General features: G+C 68.7%; 16 protein-coding genes. 15 read left to right on the forward strand and 1 reads right to left on the reverse strand.

Features of this window, described 5'->3' with window-relative positions:
* Nucleotides 1-1,350: 1,350 nt before the first annotated feature.
* From ACNJ7E_RS14000 to ACNJ7E_RS14070, 15 genes are all read left to right on the forward strand, one after another.
* Nucleotides 1,351-1,770, forward strand: coding sequence for a response regulator transcription factor (locus ACNJ7E_RS14000; RefSeq protein WP_418340166.1), 420 nt, complete (start codon nt 1,351-1,353; stop codon nt 1,768-1,770).
* 457 nt (nt 1,771-2,227) lie between these two features.
* Nucleotides 2,228-4,051, forward strand: coding sequence for an amino acid permease (locus ACNJ7E_RS14005; RefSeq protein ID WP_418340149.1), 1,824 nt, complete (start codon nt 2,228-2,230; stop codon nt 4,049-4,051).
* On the forward strand, nt 4,048-4,938 hold the full coding sequence (locus tag ACNJ7E_RS14010; protein ID WP_418340150.1) for a universal stress protein: 891 nt from the start codon (nt 4,048-4,050) through the stop codon (nt 4,936-4,938). Before ACNJ7E_RS14005 ends, ACNJ7E_RS14010 begins: the two co-directional genes overlap by 4 nt.
* Before the next feature lie 103 nt (nt 4,939-5,041).
* Nucleotides 5,042-6,649: an SLC13 family permease gene (locus ACNJ7E_RS14015; RefSeq protein ID WP_418340151.1), complete on the forward strand. Its 1,608-nt coding sequence runs from the start codon at nt 5,042-5,044 to the stop codon at nt 6,647-6,649.
* A 218-nt stretch (nt 6,650-6,867) separates the two neighbouring features.
* Entirely contained in the window at nt 6,868-7,620 is a 753-nt protein-coding gene (locus ACNJ7E_RS14020) for a TauD/TfdA family dioxygenase (protein ID WP_418340152.1), read from the forward strand.
* A complete protein-coding gene (locus tag ACNJ7E_RS14025) occupies nt 7,617-8,627 on the forward strand; it encodes an AurF N-oxygenase family protein (RefSeq protein WP_418340153.1) in 1,011 nt (336 codons plus the stop codon). Before ACNJ7E_RS14020 ends, ACNJ7E_RS14025 begins: the two co-directional genes overlap by 4 nt.
* On the forward strand, nt 8,624-9,946 hold the full coding sequence (locus tag ACNJ7E_RS14030; RefSeq protein ID WP_418340154.1) for a KamA family radical SAM protein: 1,323 nt from the start codon (nt 8,624-8,626) through the stop codon (nt 9,944-9,946). Before ACNJ7E_RS14025 ends, ACNJ7E_RS14030 begins: the two co-directional genes overlap by 4 nt.
* On the forward strand, nt 9,943-11,433 hold the full coding sequence (locus ACNJ7E_RS14035) for a GNAT family N-acetyltransferase (RefSeq protein ID WP_418340155.1): 1,491 nt from the start codon (nt 9,943-9,945) through the stop codon (nt 11,431-11,433). The genes ACNJ7E_RS14030 and ACNJ7E_RS14035 overlap by 4 nt, the downstream gene beginning before the upstream one ends.
* The gene (locus ACNJ7E_RS14040) at nt 11,430-12,506 is read left to right on the forward strand and encodes an Ldh family oxidoreductase (RefSeq protein WP_418340156.1); all 1,077 of its coding nucleotides are present in this window, start codon (nt 11,430-11,432) and stop codon (nt 12,504-12,506) included. Before ACNJ7E_RS14035 ends, ACNJ7E_RS14040 begins: the two co-directional genes overlap by 4 nt.
* Entirely contained in the window at nt 12,503-13,729 is a 1,227-nt protein-coding gene (locus tag ACNJ7E_RS14045; RefSeq protein ID WP_418340157.1) for an ATP-grasp domain-containing protein, read from the forward strand. Before ACNJ7E_RS14040 ends, ACNJ7E_RS14045 begins: the two co-directional genes overlap by 4 nt.
* A complete protein-coding gene (locus tag ACNJ7E_RS14050; RefSeq protein WP_418340158.1) occupies nt 13,726-14,997 on the forward strand; it encodes a GNAT family N-acetyltransferase in 1,272 nt (423 codons plus the stop codon). Before ACNJ7E_RS14045 ends, ACNJ7E_RS14050 begins: the two co-directional genes overlap by 4 nt.
* Nucleotides 14,988-15,908, forward strand: a complete 921-nt coding sequence (locus ACNJ7E_RS14055; protein WP_280779741.1) for a branched-chain amino acid transaminase — start codon at nt 14,988-14,990, stop codon at nt 15,906-15,908. The genes ACNJ7E_RS14050 and ACNJ7E_RS14055 overlap by 10 nt, the downstream gene beginning before the upstream one ends.
* Nucleotides 15,905-16,654, forward strand: a complete 750-nt coding sequence (locus ACNJ7E_RS14060; RefSeq protein ID WP_418340159.1) for a hypothetical protein — start codon at nt 15,905-15,907, stop codon at nt 16,652-16,654. Before ACNJ7E_RS14055 ends, ACNJ7E_RS14060 begins: the two co-directional genes overlap by 4 nt.
* On the forward strand, nt 16,651-17,970 hold the full coding sequence (locus tag ACNJ7E_RS14065) for an MFS transporter (protein WP_418340160.1): 1,320 nt from the start codon (nt 16,651-16,653) through the stop codon (nt 17,968-17,970). The genes ACNJ7E_RS14060 and ACNJ7E_RS14065 overlap by 4 nt, the downstream gene beginning before the upstream one ends.
* Nucleotides 17,967-19,223 (forward strand): ATP-grasp domain-containing protein, encoded by a 1,257-nt coding sequence (locus ACNJ7E_RS14070; protein ID WP_418340161.1) that lies wholly within the window; start codon nt 17,967-17,969, stop codon nt 19,221-19,223. The genes ACNJ7E_RS14065 and ACNJ7E_RS14070 overlap by 4 nt, the downstream gene beginning before the upstream one ends.
* 22 nt (nt 19,224-19,245) lie before the next feature.
* Here the strand turns inward: ACNJ7E_RS14070 and ACNJ7E_RS14075 are convergent, their stop codons facing one another.
* The gene (locus tag ACNJ7E_RS14075) at nt 19,246-20,649 is read right to left on the reverse strand and encodes a WS/DGAT/MGAT family O-acyltransferase (RefSeq protein ID WP_418340162.1); all 1,404 of its coding nucleotides are present in this window, start codon (nt 20,647-20,649) and stop codon (nt 19,246-19,248) included.
* Between the last annotated feature and the right edge of the window lie 30 nt (nt 20,650-20,679).

The following is a 20,679-nucleotide window of genomic DNA, read 5'->3' on the forward strand; positions in this document are numbered from 1 at the left end:
GATGCGGTGACTCTGTTCGTCGAACGCGCCAATGCCGCGGTTCCGGGGTTCGCGCTCACCGAGGAGAACGCGGCGACGGTGGCGGGGATCTGCCACCGGCTCGACGGGTTGCCGTTGCCGATCGAATTGGCGGCGGCGCGGTTGCGGGCGATGTCACCCGAGCAGATCCTGGGGCGGCTGACCGACCGCTATGCCCTGCTGACTCGCGGCAGCCGGGGTGCGCCGACGCGGCAACAGACGCTGCGGTTGTGCATCGACTGGAGTTTCGAGTTGTGCTCTGCCGGTGAGCAACTGGTGTGGGGTCGCGTGGCGGTCTTCGCGGGGAGCTTCGAACTCGATGCGGCCGAGCAGGTGTGCGGCGAGGGACTCGACCCGGACGAGTTGCTCGACACGCTGACGTCCTTGGTGGAGAAGTCGATCCTGATCCGCGAGGAGCACGGGTCGGTGGTGCGGTTCCGGATGCTCGAGACGCTCCGCGAATACGGCTACGAGAAACTCGAACAGACCGGTGAGGCTGTGGCGTTGCGTCGCCGGCACCGGGACTGGTACGAGGCGTTGGCGCTGAATGCGGAGGCCGAATGGATCAGCGCCCGCCAGCTCGAGTGGATCGCCCGGCTGAAACGGGAACACGCGAATCTGCGGGAGGCCCTCGAATTCAGCATCGACGACGACCCCACCACCGGCCTACGCATCGCCGTGGCGCTGTTCCTGTTCTGGAGCTCCCAGGGCCTCTACAACGAGGGGCGCCGGTGGTACGACCAGCTGCTCGCCCGCCAGAGCGGCCCGCCCACCTTGGATTCGATCAAAGGGCTCTACAGCCACAGCGTAATGGCTTTCGCTCAAGGCGACCTCCAGGCAGCGACAGCGCTCGTCGAGGAGGCGCGGACTCGCACCGCCGACACGAGTGATCCCCTACTGCGCGCCTACGTCGACTGCGCCGACGGCATGCTGGCCCTCTACCGCGGTGATCTCGCGCGAGCGTGCTCGCAACTGGACATCGCGCTCGCCGAGTTCACCGAACGCGGAGATCAAATGCTCCAAGTAGCCATCCTTTACCCGTTAGGCCTGGCGCATGGACTGTCCGGCCGGACGGACCAGGCGATCGAATGCCACGAACGTGCGATCGCGATCACGGAAGCGCACGGCGAGACGATGTATCGATCGCATTCGCTGTGGGCCTTGGGAATTGCCGTGTGGAAGCAGGGTGATGCACGTCGTTCGGTGCAGCTTATCGAACAATCACTGAAGCTGACCAAGCAGGTGCGCAGCCCCCGCGTCGCTGCAGCCTGCCTCGAGGCGCTGGCCTGGATCAGCTTCGAACGTCGCGATGCACTCCGGGCCGCAGTTCTGATGGGAGCCGCGGACGGGCTGGCGCGGTCGATCAACAGTACGGCGGTCATACATACCAATCTGATTCTCTACCAAGAAGAATATGCAACGAAGGCCCGGCAGGAACTCGGGGACAAAGCATTCGGGGCGGCCCACCACAAGGGTGAACAGCTCGGCTTCGACGCGGCAATCGCCTACGCCCTCCACGAGCAACAGGCCCACACCTCCACACCCGCCACCGCCGCGTCGACGCGACTGACCAAGAGGGAACGGCAAGTCGCCGACCTGATCGCCGAAGGCCTGACCAACCAGGCCATCGCCGACCGCCTCGTGATCTCACCCCGCACAGCACAAGGGCACGTCGAGCACATCCTGGCGAAACTGGGCTTCACCTCCCGGACCCAGGTCGCGGCCTGGGTCGTGGAGCGGGCGCACGATTAGGCCGTACGGGAGAGCACGAAGATACAGCGCGGTCCGACTACCGCTCGAAATGGGTTCGAGCGGGCTCCGGCAACGACGATGGCCGCCTTGCGACGGCGCTACGGAATTCCGGTGTGTCAGCAGTTCCTGCAGGGGGTCCCAAGGAAACCATTTCCACGGCTGGTCCCAGTGCCCGGGTTACCGGGCGATGGACGACTGCAAGGCACTGAAGGTCCCGTGACGTTCCGGCCGTGATCCGGCCGTCGGCCGCGGAAGTTCCGGTGCGCCTAACCGCGGCACACCGGACCCGACTGTCCAATCCCGCTCGGTGGACGGACGCTGCGGCTTACGATTGAGATTCAAGCCCTGCGGCTCATTCCCTCTGATCGCGTGCCCAGCCGAGTACATCCCACGGAATCCGACAGCCGGTCTCGCCAAGAGAGCGAGTAGCCGGTGCGTCGAGTATCGGAGGGATGCAATGAGTGCAACACCCACTTTGAAGAAGGCGCTGAGCCAGCGGCAGCTGACGATGATTGCGATCGGCGGGGTCATCGGCGCAGGCCTGTTCGTCGGCTCGGGCGTCGTCATCGGCGACACCGGGCCGGGGGCCTTCATTACCTATGCGCTTGCCGGGGTCCTGATCATCATGGTTATGCGGATGCTGGCCGAGATGGCGGTGGCCAACCCGTCGACCGGATCGTTCGCCGATTATGCCCGCGCCGCGTTGGGCAACTGGGCCGGCTTCTCCGTCGGCTGGTTGTACTGGTACTTCTGGGTGATCGTCGTCGGTTTCGAGGCGATCGCCGGCGCGACGATCATTCAGTACTGGATCGACATCCCGCTGTGGTTGTCGGCGTTGGTTCTGATGATTCTGATGACGGCGACGAATCTGTTCTCGGTGTCGTCGTTCGGCGAGTTCGAATTCTGGTTCGCCGGGATCAAGGTGGCCGCAATCGTGGTGTTCATCGGGCTGGGCGCGCTGTTCGTTCTCGGGGTGTGGCCGAACAAATCGCTCGATTTCTCGAACCTGTGGAGCCATGACGGGTTCCTGCCGTTCGGCGCCATGGCCATCACCGTCGGTGTGGTCACGGTGATCTTCTCCATGGTCGGCGCCGAAATCGCGACGATCGCCGCTGCGGAATCGGCGGACCCGGAGCGGGCGGTGACCAAGGCCGCGAACTCGGTGATCGTGCGGATCGCCGTGTTCTTCGTCGGCTCTACGTTCCTGCTGGCGACGATCCTGCCGTGGAACGACGAGGATGCGGCCGCGTCCCCGTTCGTCGCCGCGTTCACCGAAATGGGGATTCCGTACGCCGACCACATCATGAACGCCGTGGTGTTGACGGCGGTGCTGAGCTGTCTCAACTCGGGCATGTACACCGCCTCCCGCATGTTGTTCGTGCTCGCTGCGCGCCGGGAGGCGCCCGCGCAGCTGGTCAGGGTGACCCGGCGCGGGGTTCCTGCTACCGCGATACTCGCGTCCTCGGTCGTCGGTTTTCTGTGCGTCATCGCCGCGGCAGTCTCACCGGACACCGTCTTCGTCTTCCTGCTGAACTCCAGCGGTGCCGTCATCCTGTTCGTCTACCTGCTCATTGCCGTCTCCCAGATCGTCCTGCGGTACCGCACCCCGGACTCGGAGCTTCGGGTCAAGATGTGGCTGTTCCCGGTGTTGTCGATCATCACCGCGGCCGCGATCGTGGCGATCCTGGTGCAGATGTATCTGCAAGAGGATGTGCGGTCGCAACTGGTGCTGAGCCTGTTGTCGTGGGCCGTCGTCATCGTGCTGTTCCTCGCCAACAAGTGGTTCGTGGGCCGGCGGCCCGTCGTGGAAGGGGTCGCGGCCACGACACGTCCGCACCGCGTGCTGGTGCTGGCGAACCAGACCGTCCAGTCCAAGGAAATGCTCGACGAGCTTCGTCGCATCGACGCGGATCGGGATGCCACCTACTTCGTGGTCGTGCCTGCCAGCCCGATCGAAACCGGAACCGCCGCCACCCACGGTCCACTCGACGTCGCGGAAGCGACCCGAGAGGTCGCACAGCGGCGGTTGGACGACACGCTGGCGACACTCCGCGCGGAGAACCTCGAAGCCGACGGCGAGTTGGGCGACTACCGGCCGCTGCGGGCCCTGGCCGCCGCCGTCGACTCGTTCCGTCCGGATCAGATCGTCATCTCGACACTGCCACCCGAAGAGTCGGTGTGGCACCGCTTCGACGTCGTGGACCGCGCCCGCGCCGAGCACAGCGTGCCGGTGACGCACGTCGTCGTCACCCCGGTCGCCGCAGGGAGAGCCCCCCGATGACGATCATCGCCGGCTTCAGCTCGAGCCGTCAGGGCACCGCACCCCTCAACCTGGCGGTGCAGATATCACGCTGGACCGGCGACAAGGTTGTGGCCGCGGCGATCGTGGAACGGCCGTGGCCGGCGAAGGACGACCCCATCGAACGCGAATATCTGGGCTACGTCACCGAGGAGGCTTCGCACGCACTGGACAGGGTGGTCGGCCAGCTGCCCGGGGGCCCGGACATTCCCCGCGTCGTCCACCAATCCGATTCCATTCCAACAGGGTTGATCGAACTCGTCACCGCCCACGACGCGCGTCTCGTGGTTGTCGGGTCGTCGTCGTCCGGGCTGCTGGGCAGGGTGACGCTGGGCAGCGTCACCGAACGGCTGGTCCATACCGCGGCGGTGCCCGTCGCGATCGCTCCGCGCGGCTACCCGCCGGCGCCGGAGTCGATCCGCCGGATCACCGTCGCGTATGGAGGCGAGGCCGATGTCAACGGCCTCGTTGCTGCCACCGCCGAGCTGGCCAGGCAGTGGCCGGTGCAATTGCGGATCGTGTCGTTCACGGTGCGGCCGATGACGATGTTCGGCGGCGCGATCGAGCGATCGACGGAGGACCTCGTCGTCCAACAATGGGCACGCCGGACGCGCGCCGATATCATCAAGCAGCTCAACGCAGTTCGCGCACGAATTCCGGTTCCCGACGTGGACGTCGTGGTCGGCAGCGGCCACGACTGGCGCGAAGCGGTGGAAGCTGTCTCCTGGGAAGCCGGCGACATGCTGGCGCTGGGGTCGGGGGCAGCCGGACCCGCGGCCCACGTATTCCTCGGCTCGGCCGCCTCGAAGATCCTGCGTCACGCTCCGGTGCCCGTGCTGATCGTTCCCAGAAACAAGGTGACGGCCTAGGCGTCGTTCGTGCCCACCTGGGAGAAAACATGCCGTTGCAACGACTAGGACGTTCGTTGGTGGGTATTACTTCCGTACCAATCCGTGTCGCAGGGGAGGCACCATGACAGCCGAGAACCAGGGCGACCGCACCGACGTCGACAAGGCGTTGCTAGGGCACACCACCTATCGCAGCCTCGGCGAACAGCATCTCTCACCCGCCGAGGAGCGATTCGAGAAGGGCCGCCGCACGATCGGGCTCTTTCTGGCGCCACTGATCACGATCGCGTTCCTCGCCCTGCCGATCGACATACCGCCCAATCAGCAGACGTTGGCCGGCGTGCTGCTCGGCGTCATCGTGCTGTGGGTAACCGAGGCGGTGCCGATCCCGATCGGCGGGCTGCTCGGGGTGGCGATCGTGGTGTTTCTGGGCGTGGCGCCGGCCGACGAGGTCCTCGCCGCGTTCGGGTCGTCGACGATCTTCACGTTCATCGGAGCGTTCATCCTCGCCCAGGCGATGCTCAAACACGGCGTCGCACGGCGGTTCGCGTTTCGGATCCTGACCCTGCCGCGTGTCGGCCAGTCCACCACCGGAGTGATCGTCGCGTTCGGCGCGATCACGTGCGGGCTCTCGGCGTTCGTATCCAACACCGCGACCGTGGCCATGCTGCTGCCCACCGCCCTGGGCATCCTCGGCGTCATCGCGAAACTCATGCAGCGCCGCGGCGTCGTCGCAGAGAACTTCGACCCGTTGCGTCTCCGGGTGGGTGCCGCGATCATGTTGATGCTCGCGTACAGCGCAAGCGTGGGCGGCCTGCTGACACCGGTCGGGAGCCCACCCAACCTCATCGGACGCGGGCTCATCGAAGAGGCCACCGGGGAGCGGATCAGCTTCGGGCAGTGGATGGTGATGGCCATCCCGATCTGCCTGCTGATGTTCATCGCGCTTGCCATCATCCTGCTGCGCCTCAACAAGCCGGAGATCCGGCGGATCGAAGGCGTCGCCGATTACCTGGCGGAGCAGCGCGCAGAAATGGGTCCGCTGTCGCGTGCCGAGAAGAACACGCTCATCGCGTTCGGAGTGACGGTGACGCTGTGGATTCTGCCCGGTGTCGTCGCGGTGATCGCCGGCAACGACTCGGACCTCTACGGCACGATCAGCGACCGACTCGACGAGGGCATGGTCGCGGTCTTCGGGGCGGCGTTGCTCTACCTTCTGCCGACCGATTGGGAGAATCGCGAGTTCACGCTGACCTGGCGGGACGCAGCGAAGATCGACTGGGGCACGATCGTGCTGTTCGGCAGCGGCATCATCTTCGGCGCACTGCTCGCCGACACCGGACTCGCCGAGACAATCGGCACCTCCGTCGCGGACTCGCTGGGCCTGACGAGCGTCGTCGCCATCACCGTCTTCGCGGTGCTGCTGGCCATCGCCGTGTCGGAGACGACGAGTAACACGGCTTCCGCGGCGGTCGTGGTGCCGATCGTGATCCCGGTGGCGTTGGCGGCCGGGGTCAACCCCTTCGTGCCTGCGCTCGCCGCCACGTTCGCCGCATCGTTCGGCTTCATGCTGCCGGTCTCGACGCCGCAGAACGCCGTGGTCTACGGCTCCGGAGCCGTCCGGATCACCACCATGATCCGAAGCGGAATCACCTTCGACATCGTCGGTGCAATTCTGATCATCGTCTTCCTGCCCTTGATGATCGGAGTGGTCGGCCTCGGCGGTGGATGATCAGTAGGTGCGGCCCACCTGAAGATGGTGCGACCACCTGACGATGTCGTTGTTACAGCCCCGGCAGTTCTGTCCGGGTGACGTTTTGGCTCCCCTAGGGTGCCTGGTGTGCGTGGCGGCGCGACCACATTCTTGAAACCGATCACGACGATCCCGGTCTCGAACGACCGGCATCACGGGGTACGTATCCCAGTCGGGTTTTCGGAATGGAGGAATGGATGTCGCCGAATTGTCATGTCGTTTCTGCGGGTGTGGAAACGGTGGAAGGCCGTCTCGACCGGTCCCGGCTGGGGGAGGACGGCTACGTCGTCGTCCACGACGTGCCCGACCGCACCGCTGCAGCGGAAGTGGTTGGCTCCCTGGGTGATCTGGTCCCGCAATACAACGGTCTGCTCACCCACGAGGTGACGTACCGTCCCGGCAACGATCATCGGGCGTACTCGCAGAGCGCGAACACGATTCTGGCGCATACCGAGGCCCCGGGCTGGAATCCCAGCCCGGCGTACCTGGCGCTGTTCTGCCACCGGCAGGCGCGCTGCGGCGGCGGCCACACCGATCTGCTCGACATCCGGCGGCTCGTCGACGCCCTGGAACCGGCCGAGCTCACCTTGATGACGGACGCCGAACTGACCTTCCCGGGCCCGGGCGGGGGTGTACGCACCGCGATGCTGGGCGCGGACGACACCGGCCGCACCGCCCTGCGCTTCAGCTACAACCTGCTCACCGCGGCCGACTACGACCCACACCACGACTCCGACGTCGACGACACTCGGCTGCCGCTCGGCCTGGCCGGTCGCAGGTTGGCGCATCGCGTCAGCGACCTGTTCCACGAACTGCGCACCCGCGTGCTGATCCCCGAGAATGCGCTGCTCATCTGGGACAACCAGCGCATGCTGCACGCGCGCTCGGAGTACGCCGACCGCGCCCGTCACCTCACCCGTTTCTGGGCCGGCGACCGGACCCGCGCATGATCATCGACGACCTGCAGTGCTCCGACGCCGACGGCCTGGTCCACCTCCCCGGACTGCCGTCGTTCGACCCCGCCGACGAAGCCGAGAACGCCGTCATCAGCCGCCTCGCCGGCAACTGGCACCGACGGTCGACGGTGAAGCGCGACGAGCCCGACCTCGACGAGTTGTTCGACGCCGGCCGGGCCGACTACCCCGAGGGCATCGTGCCGTTCCGTGACCATCCGACGTGGCAGGCGATGCCCGACGCGCTGCGGTCGCGGCTGCTGAGCTGGGCCTGGATCGCGTACAACCGGCACACGGTGCTCGCCGAGCAACGCGTCGCCAACCCGGCGTTCGCGCTCGTCATGGACGGGGAGTTCCCGGGGCTCGGCGGCCAGGACATGGATATCGCCCTCGCCCAAGCCATGGTCGACGAGCAGTACCACACCCTGATGCACATCAACGCGAGTGCGCTGACCAGACGTAAACGAGGGAACCCGTTCCCCGACAGCGCGTTACCCGAATCCCACACCTCACGGGCACACCGTCGGCTGCGGGCCCGTGCCGCCGAACGCTGGCAGCGCAGCCTGACCACGCTGGCCTTCGCCACGGTGTCCGAGATCTCGATCAACGCGTATCTCGATCTGCTCGCCGACGATCACGACATCCAGGTGGTCAACTCCACCACCGCAAAGCTGCACAACCGGGACGAGTACTGCCACGCATCCATTTCCGACGAGATGGCGAAGCTGGTGTACGACATGCTGGACCCCGGCAAACGCCGATTCTTCCTGGACATGCTGGTCGCCGGACTGGACGCGTTCGTCGCCACGGACTACTCGACGTGGGAGGCGATCTTCCGGATCGAGAAGGTCACCGGATGGGAGAAGATGCTCGCCGACGTGCGGGCCGAGAAGTCCGGTTCGCGGCTCGTGCGCGACTACAGCGGTCTGTATTCGCTGATGTCGGACATGAATGTTCTGGGCGAAGTCGACTTCGACTGGGGCCTGGCGGTGACGGACAAATGACCGTGCTCGATATCGACACCCGCACAGCCCTCGCTCCGCGATCGATCAGCGGCGACCGGCTCCGCAAGCTCGTCGCCGAGCGAACCGGCGACCCGACCTTGGGGCACGAGGCCCACGTGGTCTCCCAGGTGCTGCCGTTCAAGGTCAGCAGCTACGTCGTCGACGAACTGATCGACTGGGGCCGTGCGCCGGACGACCCGATCTACCGGCTGACCTTCCCGCACCGCGACATGCTCGAGCCCGAGCACTTCGCCATCATCGAACGGGCTGTGGCGCAGGGAGATCGGGGAACCGTCCGGCAGGCCGTCGACACGGTCCGGGCCGCGCTGAACCCGCATCCCGGCGACCAGCTGAGCATGAACGTTCCGCAGCACGACGACATCGACGGTTCGGGCATGCAGCACAAGTACGCCGAGACCCTGCTGGTGTTCCCCCGCCAGGGGCAGACGTGCCACAGCTATTGCGGCTACTGCTTCCGCTGGGCCCAGTTCGTGGACACCCCGGACCTGAAGATGGCCATGTCCGGGCCGGAGGCGATGACCCGGTACCTCGACCTGCACCCCGGTATCACGGACGTGCTGTTGACCGGCGGCGACCCACTGGTCATGCGGACCGAGTTGCTGGCCTCGTATCTGGAGCCGCTGCTCGAACCGGGGCGGGAACACGTCGAGACGATCCGGATCGGCACGAAGGCCGTCTCGTTCTGGCCGTACCGGCTGTTGGCCGGGCCGGAAGCCGATGACCTGTTGCGGTTGCTCGAGCGGCTGACCGCCGCCGGCAAGCACGTCGCGATGATGCTGCACCTGTCGCACGTCGCGGAACTGCAGACCGATGCCGCCCGGACGGCGCTGGCCCGGCTGGCGTCGACCGGCGCGGTGCTCCGCGCTCAGGCGCCGGTGGTGCGTCACGTCAACGACGACCCGCGCACGTGGGCCGACCTCTGGCAGGCGCAGGTCCGCAACCGGGTCGTGCCGTACTACATGTTCGTCGAACGGGACACCGGTGCGCGACCGTATTTCGGTCTGCCGCTGGCGCGAGCGGTCGACATCTACCGCGAAGCGCTGCAACGGGTCTCCGGACTCGGGCGGACCGCGCGGGGTCCGGTGATGTCGGCGTCGCCGGGAAAGGTCGTGGTCGACGGCGTTGTCGATCTCGACGGCGGACGTGCGTTCGCGCTGCGGTTCCTGCAGGCACGCCGGCCGGATCTGGTCGGCAAGCCGTTCTTCGCGAAATACGACGAGCACGCGCAGTGGTGGGACGACCTCCGCCCGCACGGCCCGCGCGACCGCGAGTTCTTCGGCGTCGGAGGCACCGCGTGAAGGTCACCGCGCACGAGATCAGCTTGACGCAACGGCATCTGTGGCGCTCTGCCCGAGAGGCGATTCCGGTGCAGCGGGGCCTGGTGGTCGAGGTGGAGCAGGACGGTCTCGCCGGGTTCGGCGAGGCATCCGCGTTCATGACCGACCACTACAACTCGGGCCTGGACCGGATGCACGCAGATCTGCGGCGGATTGCGCCGTTACTGATCGACCTCGGTCCCGACGACCCGGTCGCCGTGTGGCGAGCCCTGTCCGCGGAGCTTCCCGATTCGCCGTTCGTCCTGGCCGCCCTCGACACCGCGGTGCACGATCTGCGGGCACGGCTGCTCGGGGTGCCGCTGTGGCAGGCCCTCGGACTGGAACGTCCGCGGGAGTTGCGCTCCAGCTTCAGTATCGGGCTCGACGAGACCGAGGTGATGGTCCGCAAACTCCGCGAGCGACCCGGGTGGTCGGCGTACAAGATCAAGCTCGCCGATCCGGGCGACCTCACCGTCGTCAAGGAACTTCGCTGCCATACGACCGCGCCGTTCTCCGTGGACGGCAACTGCGGGTGGGAGCTGTCCCGGCTGCTCCACGTCCTGCCCGGCCTGCAGGAACTCGGTGTGCAGCTGATCGAGCAGCCGTTTCCGCGCTCGGCGTGGCGCGACGCCCGGATTCTGAAGGAGCGCAGCCCGATCCCGGTGATCGCGGACGAGAGCATCGCGTCGCCGCAGGACCTGGACGCCTGCACCGACGCGTTCGACGGCATCAACGTGAAGCCGATGAAGGCGGGAGGCATCACCCCGTCCCTCGCGCTGCTGCGCCGGGCGCGTGAACGCGGTCTGATCACCATGCTCGGGTGCATGCCCGAATCCGCGGCCGGGGTGTCCGCCACGGCGCACCTCGGGGGATTGGCCGACCACCTGGATGTCGACGCAATCGACCTTCTGGCGGTGAACACCGGCCGTGGACTGACACTCGACGGCGCCGGCCGCGTCACCCTGCCGGATCGTCCCGGTTCCGGCTACCTTCCCGATCCGGCCGCCCACGGCTGGCGGGTGCGGCCGGTGTCCGCCGCCGACGTGCGACCGATCCGCCACGCGGTGCTCCGACCCGGGCAACCGGCCGAGACCTGCGTCTACCCCGAGGACGCGCATGCCGGCACCCGGCACTTCGCCACACTCGTCGCGGGACGCCCGGTCGGCGTGGCCTCGCTGTACCACGAGGATCCCCCCGAAACGCACGCCGTGCTGGGGCTTCTCCCGGGCCGGGGGTGGCGCCTCCGCGGCATGGCCACACTCGAGGAGGTCCGCGGCACCGGTGCGGGGACAACACTTCTGCGCGCCATCCTCACGAACGCCGCGCTGGCCGGCGCCGGCGCGGTCTGGTGCAACGCCCGCACCACCGCCGCCGGCTTCTACGTCAAGCAGGGCTTCCGGATTCTGGGCCCGGAGTTCGACATCCCGGGGATCGGGCCCCACGTCTTCATGCATTGGAGTGCTTCATGATCCACGAGACACCGAACACCATTTCGCTCATCGACGAGCAGGAGGCCCGCTGGCTCGCCTCGATCGCACTCGTCGAGGCGGGAGTGCCGGAGGATGACGCCGATCTGGTGGCTGCCGCGCTCGTCGACACGTCCTTGCGCGGCATCGACACCCACGGTCTGCGTTTGCTGCCGCAATACCTGGACGAACTCGCGACCGGCGTCGCGAATGCAGCGGCGTGCCCGACCGTGGTCCGGGACCGTGGGGCCGGACTGCTGCTGGATGCGGACGGCGCACTCGGCGTGCTCGCCGGACTCGCCGCCGCCCGCCTGGCAGCCGACCGGGCCAAGGCCTTCGGCGTCGCGGCGGTGGGCGTGCGCAATTCCAACCACTTCGGCGCGGCGTCGGTGTACACCCGGCACCTGGCCGGGCAGGGGATGATCGGCATCGCCGTCACGTCCGCCGCGTCCCGGGTGGCTCCGCACGGCGGGGTCGAGCCGCTGTTCGGCACCAACCCGATCAGCGTGGCCGCGGGCACGGGGGACGACGGGCTCGCCCTCGACATGGCCACCAGCCAGGTGTGTTTCGGTGAGGTGAAGCACCGCCGGGCCGAGGGGCGACCACTGGGCAGCGGCTGGGCCACCGACCGCGACGGGCAGCCCACCGCGGAACCCGGCGAGGCCTACGCCCTGTCTCCCCTCGGCGGCTACAAGGGACAGGGCCTGGCAATGGCGGTCACTCTGCTGGGGGCCGTGTTGACCGGGTCGCCGCCCGACTGGCAGCTCGAGCAAGTCGGTGAGGGAACGCCCGGTCGAAGCCGAGGGGTCGGCCATTTCGTCCTCGCCCTCGATCCCGGAGCGTTCAGCGGGCATGCGCACTTCGCGGCCGGGCTGGCAGACCTGCTCGGCACCGTCCGCGGATCAACGCCCGCCACCGGGACACCGGTGGTGGCCCCGGGCGATCCGCAACGCGCCCACGAGCGCGAACGGCGGGTGGGGGGAATACCGCTCGACCCCCGGACCGCGGAGGTCTTCGCCACGCTGGAAACAACTTTCGACGGATTGGCCGTGACGACAAAGGGGGCTTCTCGATGATTCTCGTACTGATCAGCCCGCGCGCCGCCGGGCTGCCCTTCGCCCAGTGGCTGCCGGAGATGCGCGGACGTCTGGTGGCGGTCTGCGCCCAGGGATCGGATCCGGGCGAGGGATTCGCCGAGATCGTCACGGTCACCGACTACCACGACGACGACGCCGTGCTGGCCGCCGCTCGGGAACTCGCCGGACGGCACCGGCCGACCGCGGTCTTCGCGCTGGCCGAGGTGGACGTGGAGCGGGCCGCCGGACTGCGCGGCGAACTCGGCCTCCCAGGCCTGTACACCGCCACGGCGGGGGCCTACCGCGACAAGATCCTGATGAAGGAATTGGCGCAGGCCGCAGGGCTTCTCGTCCCGGCCTTCGCCCCCGTGCGCGGCCCGGCGGACATCGTCGACTTCATGGCCGAGAACCCGGGCCGCGTCGTCGTCAAACCGCGCAGCGGTTCCGGCTCCACCGGCGTGTACGTGCTCGATTCGCCGGCGCAGGCAGCCGGACTCGCCGACATCGTCACGGCGACACCGTACGAAGTCGAGGAATTCGTCGACGCTGCGGTGCACCACGTGGACGCGTTCCGCGTAGCCGGAGACCCGGTGGCCGCCATCGCGTCCCGCTACACCGGCCAAGGGTGCCTCGAGCACTGGACCGACGCCCCGTTCGGCTCCCGGACGGTAGACCCCACCGACCCGGTTTGCGCGCGCCTGGTGGACGAGACCTGGCGGCTCGTCGATGCACTCGGCTCGCCGCCCACCGTCTGCGTGCACGCCGAGTTCTTCGTCACCGCCGGCGGCGACATCGTGCTCTGCGAAGTGGCCGCGAGGATCGGCGGCGGGCCGATCCCGACGATGCTCCGCCACGTCCTGGGCATCGATCCCCGGAATCTCTGGGCGCGGGTGGAATGCGGGCTGCCGACCGACCTGGACGCGGTCCGGGACCGGGTGGCGGCCGCCCCGCACGCAGCGTTCTACGGCGTGCCGCCGCGCCGGGGCCGGGTGCTGCGACTGCCGGACGCACCGCGGGGCGTGCACGACTTCACGCTGAACACCCACATCGGGGACGACTGGACCCCTGCCCGGTACAACGAGCGCAAGTCGGCGGACTTCCTCGCCTACTGGGTGGTGACCGACCCCGATTTCACGGCGCTGGGCGACCGGCTGATCGCCACCGGAGAACAGGTGAGCGCCGGATTCGATTGGGACCGTGCCGAAAGCGAGGGCGCAGCATGATCTCCACCCACACCGACATCGACGGGTTCACCGGCCACGTCCTGCCCCGCGGCGCCCGCCCGACCGCCGCCGACTTCGCGGGCATCGCCGACCCGGACATCATCTGGGAGGACGCGCGGTGGTGGCGGTTCACCGAACGCACCGACCTGCACGAGGTGCGATACCTCGAGGTGCGCGCGGACGGCCGGACCGTCGCGGTCGCGCCGCTGCTGATCACGGCGCGGCCAGGGGGCCTGCTCTTCTACGACGCGCCCCGGCTGGCGGGAACCGCAGGGCCGATGGCCGAACCGGAGTTGCTCGATCACCCCGATCGGCTGCGCTGGGCCGAGCTGACCGCGGCGCTGTCCGGTGCCCGCGAGGATCAGTACCCGTCGGTGGCGCTCGCCACGTTCGGAAACCACCACGGTGTCGCGCACGCGCCCGGCCGTTCGCACGATCAGCGCCGCGCGGTCATGGCGGCCCTGCCCGGCCTGCTCGACCAGGCCGGCGACGAACTCGGTTGCTGCAGTGTGGCATTGCTGTACGTCGGGGGTTCTGACGCCGACGATGTGGACGGGTCCGCCACCCGCACCGGGTACACGGCGGCCTTGCTGGGCGCCGAGGGTGTGCAGGACCTGAGCGGCCACAGCTGGCCGGAGTACGTCGCGAGCCTCAGCAAACGCCGTCGCGCCCGGCTCCGCAAGGAGGTCGCGGACTACACCGACGCAGGCCTCCGCACGGTGGTCCGCTGGGGTGCCGAGGCGATCGACGACGATGTCGTCGCCCTCCAGGTCGCGCACCGGGCCAAGTACGGACTGCCCGGCGGCGAGGACCGGGTCCGACGCGATTTCGACGCCGTCCGTGAAGAATTGGGTGACTCGTGTGTGGTGCTCGGTGCCGAACTCGACCGTCGGCTCGTGGGATTCGTGCTCTACCTCCGCACCCCCGACGCGTTGTTCGCCAGGACCGCGGGCTTCGCCCCGGGGATTCGTGGCTGCTACCTGACACTGACCTACCACGAGACGGCGCGCTGGGCGGTGGAGCACGGCATCCGTCGCGTCCACTACGGCCTCGCCGCCTACGAGGCCAAGATCGCCCGCGGATGCGAACTGCGACCCCGCTGGGGCTGGTTCGCCTTCCGCGGCGAAGGCGCCGACAAGTATCGAGAGGCTCTGACGCTGCAGTCGCGCAGCATCGAGCGAAGGCTGGACCAGGTCGGCGCACCGGCAGTCCCTGTCCCGTCCCGGCGGCCCGCCGCCACCGAACCGAAAGCGGAACAATGGAACTGATTCCGACCAGCACCGTCTGGATGGACGGCGAATTCGTTGCCTGGGACCAGGCGCAAGTCCATGTGCTGACACCGAGTCTGCACTACGGATGGGGTGTCTACGAGGGCATCCGGGCCTACGCGACCGACCGCGGTCCGGCCGTGTTCCGGCTGCGCGACCACCTGCGACGGCTGCACGACTCGGCACGGGTGTACCTGATGGACCCCGGGTGGTCGGTGGACGAGCTCACCGAGATCTCGCTCGAACTGCTGCGCCGGACGGGCCTGGACTCCGGCTATCTGCGACCGATCGTCTACCTCGGCTACGGCTCGATGGGTGTCGCGCCCGCGCTGGACACTGCCCGGGTGGCGATCGCGGCGTGGCCGTGGGGTTCGTACCTCGGCGCAACCGCGGACCAGGAGGGCTGCCGACTCGTCGTCAGCAGCTGGCAACGAAACGGTGTCCACTCGGTCCCACCGCTCGCCAAAGCGACCGGAGCCTATGTCAATTCGGCTCTGGCCAAGGTCGGGGCGCTGCGCGCCGGTTACGACGACGCGCTGATGCTCACCTCCACCGGGCACGTGGCCGAAGCGTCCGCCGCGAACATCTTCGCCGTCCGCGACGGTGAGCTGATCACCCCGCCGGTCGGCGACAACATCCTGCCCGGTCTCACCCGCGACACCGTGATCACGCTCGCCCGCGACCTGGGGATCACGGTGAGGGAGCAGAGCCTGACCCGCAGCGAGCTCTACGTCGCCGACGAGGCGTTTCTCACCGGCACTGCCGCCGAAGTGGTCCCGGTGGCGTCGGTCGACGACCGCCCGGTGGCGGCGGGCGGGTGCGGCCCGATCACCAAACAGCTGCGCGACGTCTTCCACGACGTGGTCCGCGGGCGTGAGCCCACCTACCGGCACTGGCTGGAGTTCGCATGAGCACGCGTCTACTGTCTTCGGCCGTACCGGATCGGGTCGCGGCGATCTGGGATGCCGAGGGACTCGGCATCCTGGAAGGTGCCGTCACCGGATTCGCCAGCGCGGCATACCTGCTCGACGGCAGCGCGTGGGCGAATGCGCGTCGCGAGGAGATCGCCGACCGGGTCGTCGACGTGATGGCCGCCCGGGCGTGGCAGGCCCTCCCGGAGCAGTCGCACGGCCGCGCCCGGAGAGTGGCCCGGCGCTGCATCGCCTACTCCCTTGCCGCGGACACCACCCGCGCCGACGGGAGCGGCACCGCCCGGTCCGACTGCTGGGCCCTGACGACCCATGCGCTGGAACTGCTGACGATTCGCGAACACTTCGACGCGGCGGCCCACCGGTCCAGGGAGCTTCTCGGAGCGGCCCCCCAGGGCAGGTTGCTCGCGGCCTGGCAGATGGTGGACGACGCGCTCGGTGCCCTGGGCACCACCCGCCACGAATGGGTGGGGGCAGACCCCGCGACCGTCGCCGCCGCCGGGTGGGTGCTCGTCGACCGGATGAGCCGGCTCCTCATCGCGGCGGCGCTGGTCGCGCAGTCCGCGTCGGCCGAGTCGGCTCAGGACGCCGAACTACTCGTCAACGCGGCCCGGCGGTACGCCTGGAACCACCTGCGGCGTCCGGCGCCCGAGGCGGCGACACCCACCCACGTGCAGCGGTCGGCCGATCTGGTGCACGCCTTCCTGACGCCGGGGAGCATCCCGTGAACGCCCGCCTGCGACGGCTGGGTGATGCGCTGCTCCCCGACAGCCCGGCCGGTCGCACGCTCGCCGTCGGCGCCGGCATCGACTCGCTGGGCACCGGGATGTTCTTCGCGTCCTTCGCCCTGTACTTCATCGGCGTCGTCGGTCTCACCGCGAACCAGATCGCCCTGGCCACCACGACAGCGGGTGCGCTCGCCCTGCTCGCCCCGGTGCCCCTCGGCAGGCTGGCCGACCGGGTGGGACCGGGCCGGTTCTATGTGGCCCTCCTGCTGGTGCGCGGTATCGGTTACGGATGCTTCGCGCTCGTATCCGACTTCACCGGCTACCTGGTGCTCACCGTGCTGCTCACCGCGGCCGACCGGGCGAGCAGCCCGATCCAGCAGGCCGTCGTGACGGCGGTGATAGGCGGCCGCGACCGGACCCGGACGATGGCCACCATCCGCGCCATCCGGAACGTGGGTCTCACCGCGGGGTTCCTGCTGGCGGGCGTCGTCTTCGTTACCGGCACCTCCGCCGCGTTCACGGCGCTGTTCCTGGGCAACGGAATCTCCTTCGTGGTCATCGCGTTCGCCGTCCGGTTCGTACTCCGGAGGACGGGAACCGTGGTGCAACGTAAGGCTCTCCCGGCTGATCCCGGGCCGGCCGGAACCGCGGTGCGCTCGCCGTTCCGCGACTGGTGGTTCATGGTCTTCACGGTCGGCAACGGTGTGCTGTCGCTGTACGACACCGTGCTGATCGTTCTGCTCCCGATCTGGGTCATCGAGTACACGTCGGTGCCGCTCGCGTGGGTTCCGGTGCTCATGGCCGTCAACACCGTGCTGACGGTGGTCCTGCAGGTCTACGTCGCCCGGTTCGCCGACGGCACGTCCGCGGCGACGCGACTCCTGACGTGGACCGGGGCGCTGATGGCCTTCTGCTGCGGTGCACTCGCCGTCGGCCAGATGGCCGACACCCGACAGGCGATCGCCGCCGTCGTCGTTGCGGTGGTGGCACTGTCGATCGCCGAGAACATCCACTCCGTGGCCGCCTGGGAACTGTCGGCCGAACTGTCCCCGCAGCCCGCCGTGGCCCGCTATCTCGGCGCGTTCAGCCTCGGCATGACGGGCCAGAAGGTGCTCGGCCCCGCCGTTCTGGTCGTCGTCCTGTTGCCGGCCGGTCTCCTGGCGTGGCCCGTCCTGGCCGGGACGTTCGGTGCCGCGGCACTGGTCTCCCGGACGGCGGCGCGTCGCAGTCTCGCGGAACGCGCACGGACGAAGGAACTCCCGGCCGGCGACCATCCTGCACTGTCTCCCTTCTCGATACTCGAGGTGAAGAAATGACCGAACACGTCCTCGTCGTCGGCAGCGGCCGCGACCTCCCGGGCCGGGTCCGCGATGCCCTCCCCGGCACCCAGACCTCGGTGATCTGCCGACTGGAATTCGTCGCCAAGCTTCGCCGTCTGGCCGAGCATTCGCGGGTCATCGCCGTGCGGCACGATGCGCCGGACGAGGAATGGATCGCCCTGGCCGCGGCCGCGCATGCGCAGCATCCGTTCACCCGGATCGCCACGTTCGGCGAGCGCGACCAGGACCGCTGCGCCGCGATCGGGGAGGCCCTCGGTCTGTCCACCCACTCACGCCGCACCGTGACGTCGGTCCACGACAAGAACGCCATGCGGGCCGCGCTTCGCGAGTCCGGCGTCGACGCCACCGCCTCCGCCGTCGTCGCCGACGTGGAGGCGGTGCGCGCCTTCGCGTTCGAACACGGGTTTCCGTGCGTCGTCAAACCGGTGTGCGGCGCGGGCAGCGTCGGGGTGGCCGTGGTTCGGGAGGAGAGCGCACTGGCCGCGGCGTTCGCGCGCGCCGGGGGCGACTTCGACGGCCTGACTACCAGCGGGGTGCTCGTCGAGCGGTTCCACGAGGGCCCGCAGTTCAGCGTGGAGGCCTTCTCGGAATGCGGCGAACACCAGATCGTCGCCGTCACTCGCAAGTTCTCCGACCCGGCGACCTTCGTCGAACTCGGGCACGTGGCACCGGCAGCCCTCTCCGCGGAGCAGGAAGAACGGATCCATACGTACGTGACGAGTGTGCTCGACGCCGTCGGTGTGGAGTTCGGTGCGACCCACACCGAGATCGTGCTCACCCCGACCGGTCCCCGGGTGATCGAAACCCATGTGCGGATGGGCGGCGACGAGATACCGTCCCTGGCCCTCGATGCCACCGGCGTGGACCTCGCCGAATGCGTTGTGCGGCAGACCGTCGGGGAGAAGGTTCTACCCGGGATCCGGGCCGTCCTCGCCGAGGAGCGGCCGGCCCGCTGTTCCGCGATCTGGTTCGCGGCCGCACCGGTCGCGGGTGTTCTCACCGATGTCAGCGGCGTCGACGACGCCCGGAACGTCGACGGCGTGACCGACGTACAACTCCTGGTCCGCCCGGGCGGCGCGGTCAGCGTCCTGGAATCGTCCGATTCGCGTGTCGCATGCGCACGCGCGGTCGGGGACACCGCCGAGCAGGCGCTCGACGCCGCCCGGGAGGCCGTGTCACGCCTCGAATTTCAGGTGCGCGTGGCCGCCGCGAGCACGGTGACGGTGTGATCGCGCAGATGCTCCGCCGAGGTCACAGTCCGACGGCGGTCTCGAGGAGATCGAGTTCGGCGTCGAGCTGATCGAGCATGGGGTGCAGATCCGGGACGGTGCGGCGGCAACCGGTGAGGCCGAAGACGATCTGGTCGTCGCTGCTGGTGCACGTGATGTTGAGTGCCTGCCCGGTGGTGGGGATGGAGAGCGGGTAGAGGGATTCGAGCCGGGCCCCGTTCCAGTACAACGGGGTTCGGGGGCCGGCGACGTTGGAGATGACGACGTTGAACGGTGGCCGCAGCGGGCCGCGGCGGCCGAGGAACATCTCGACTCCGAGCGGGGCGGCGCCGAGGGCGCTCATCGCGAGCACCTGGGCGGGACTCATCGCCTGGAGGGCCGCCTTGCCCTCGTTCATGCAGTTGCGCACGGTCTCGAGGCGGTGCGCGGGGTCGGGGAGGTGGGTGGCCAGGTTGCACATGAGCACTCCCACCCGATTGCCTCCGGCCCCGGTATTCGGCGCGCGGAGGGAGACGGGGACCATCGCGATCAGCGGATTGTCCGGTAACGCGTCGCGGGTGTGCAGATAGGCACGGAGGGTGCCCGCGCACATCGTCAGCACGATGTCGTTGATGGTGGCGTCGGCGTGCTTGGCCAGCAGGCGGATCCGTTCGAGGGGGAAGGACCGGGCGGCGACGTGCCGGGCTCCGCTGATCGGCACGTTGAACAGGGTGTGCGGTGCGGTCAGCGACACCGCACCACCCTTGCCGTGCAGGGCGCGATCCACGGTGCCGACCGCTGCGGGCAGGAGTCCGGCCACCTCGCCGACCGCGGCGCGGGCGGCGTCCCACGCCATCGCGGGCAGTGCCGAGCCGAGCCCACCCGAAACCGCGACGCCCGCGTCCGGCACGGCCGTCAGCGGGTTGCGGGGTTGCCACGGTGTGGGCATGTTCCGACGATGCGGGTCCTCGCTCATGCTGTCGCGGAGCAGCCTCATCGCGGATGCACCGTCAGCGAGGGCGTGGTGGATCTTGGTGTAGATCGCGTAGCGGCCGTCGGCGAGGCCCTCGATCAGGTGCATCTCCCACAGGGGGCGGCTGCGGTCGAGCAGGGTGCCGTGCAGCCTCGACACCAGGGTCATCAGTTCGGCCATTCCGCCCGGCTGAGGCAGGGCGTCCCGGCGCACGTGGTGTTCCAGGTCGACCTCGTGGTGCGGGAGGGTGTCCCAGCCCCACTGGCCGAGCGACGTCACCGAACGGCGGGCCCGCTTACGGAACGGCACCGCCACCTGGTCACCGACCAGCGCGGCATCGAACATCGCGCGCACATCGGCCGCCGACGCCCCCTCGGGCGGCATGAACACCGCCAGGCCGCCGACGTGCATCGGATGCTCGCGGGATTCGCCGAGCAGAAACAGTGAATCGGTCGGTGCCATCGGCAACAGCATGTGGTGTCCTTACCGTTCCCGAACCCGAAT

Origin of the sequence: Rhodococcus mengyinensis (assembly GCF_048381435.1) — a bacterium.
Classification (GTDB): domain Bacteria; phylum Actinomycetota; class Actinomycetes; order Mycobacteriales; family Mycobacteriaceae; genus Rhodococcus_F; species Rhodococcus_F opacus_D.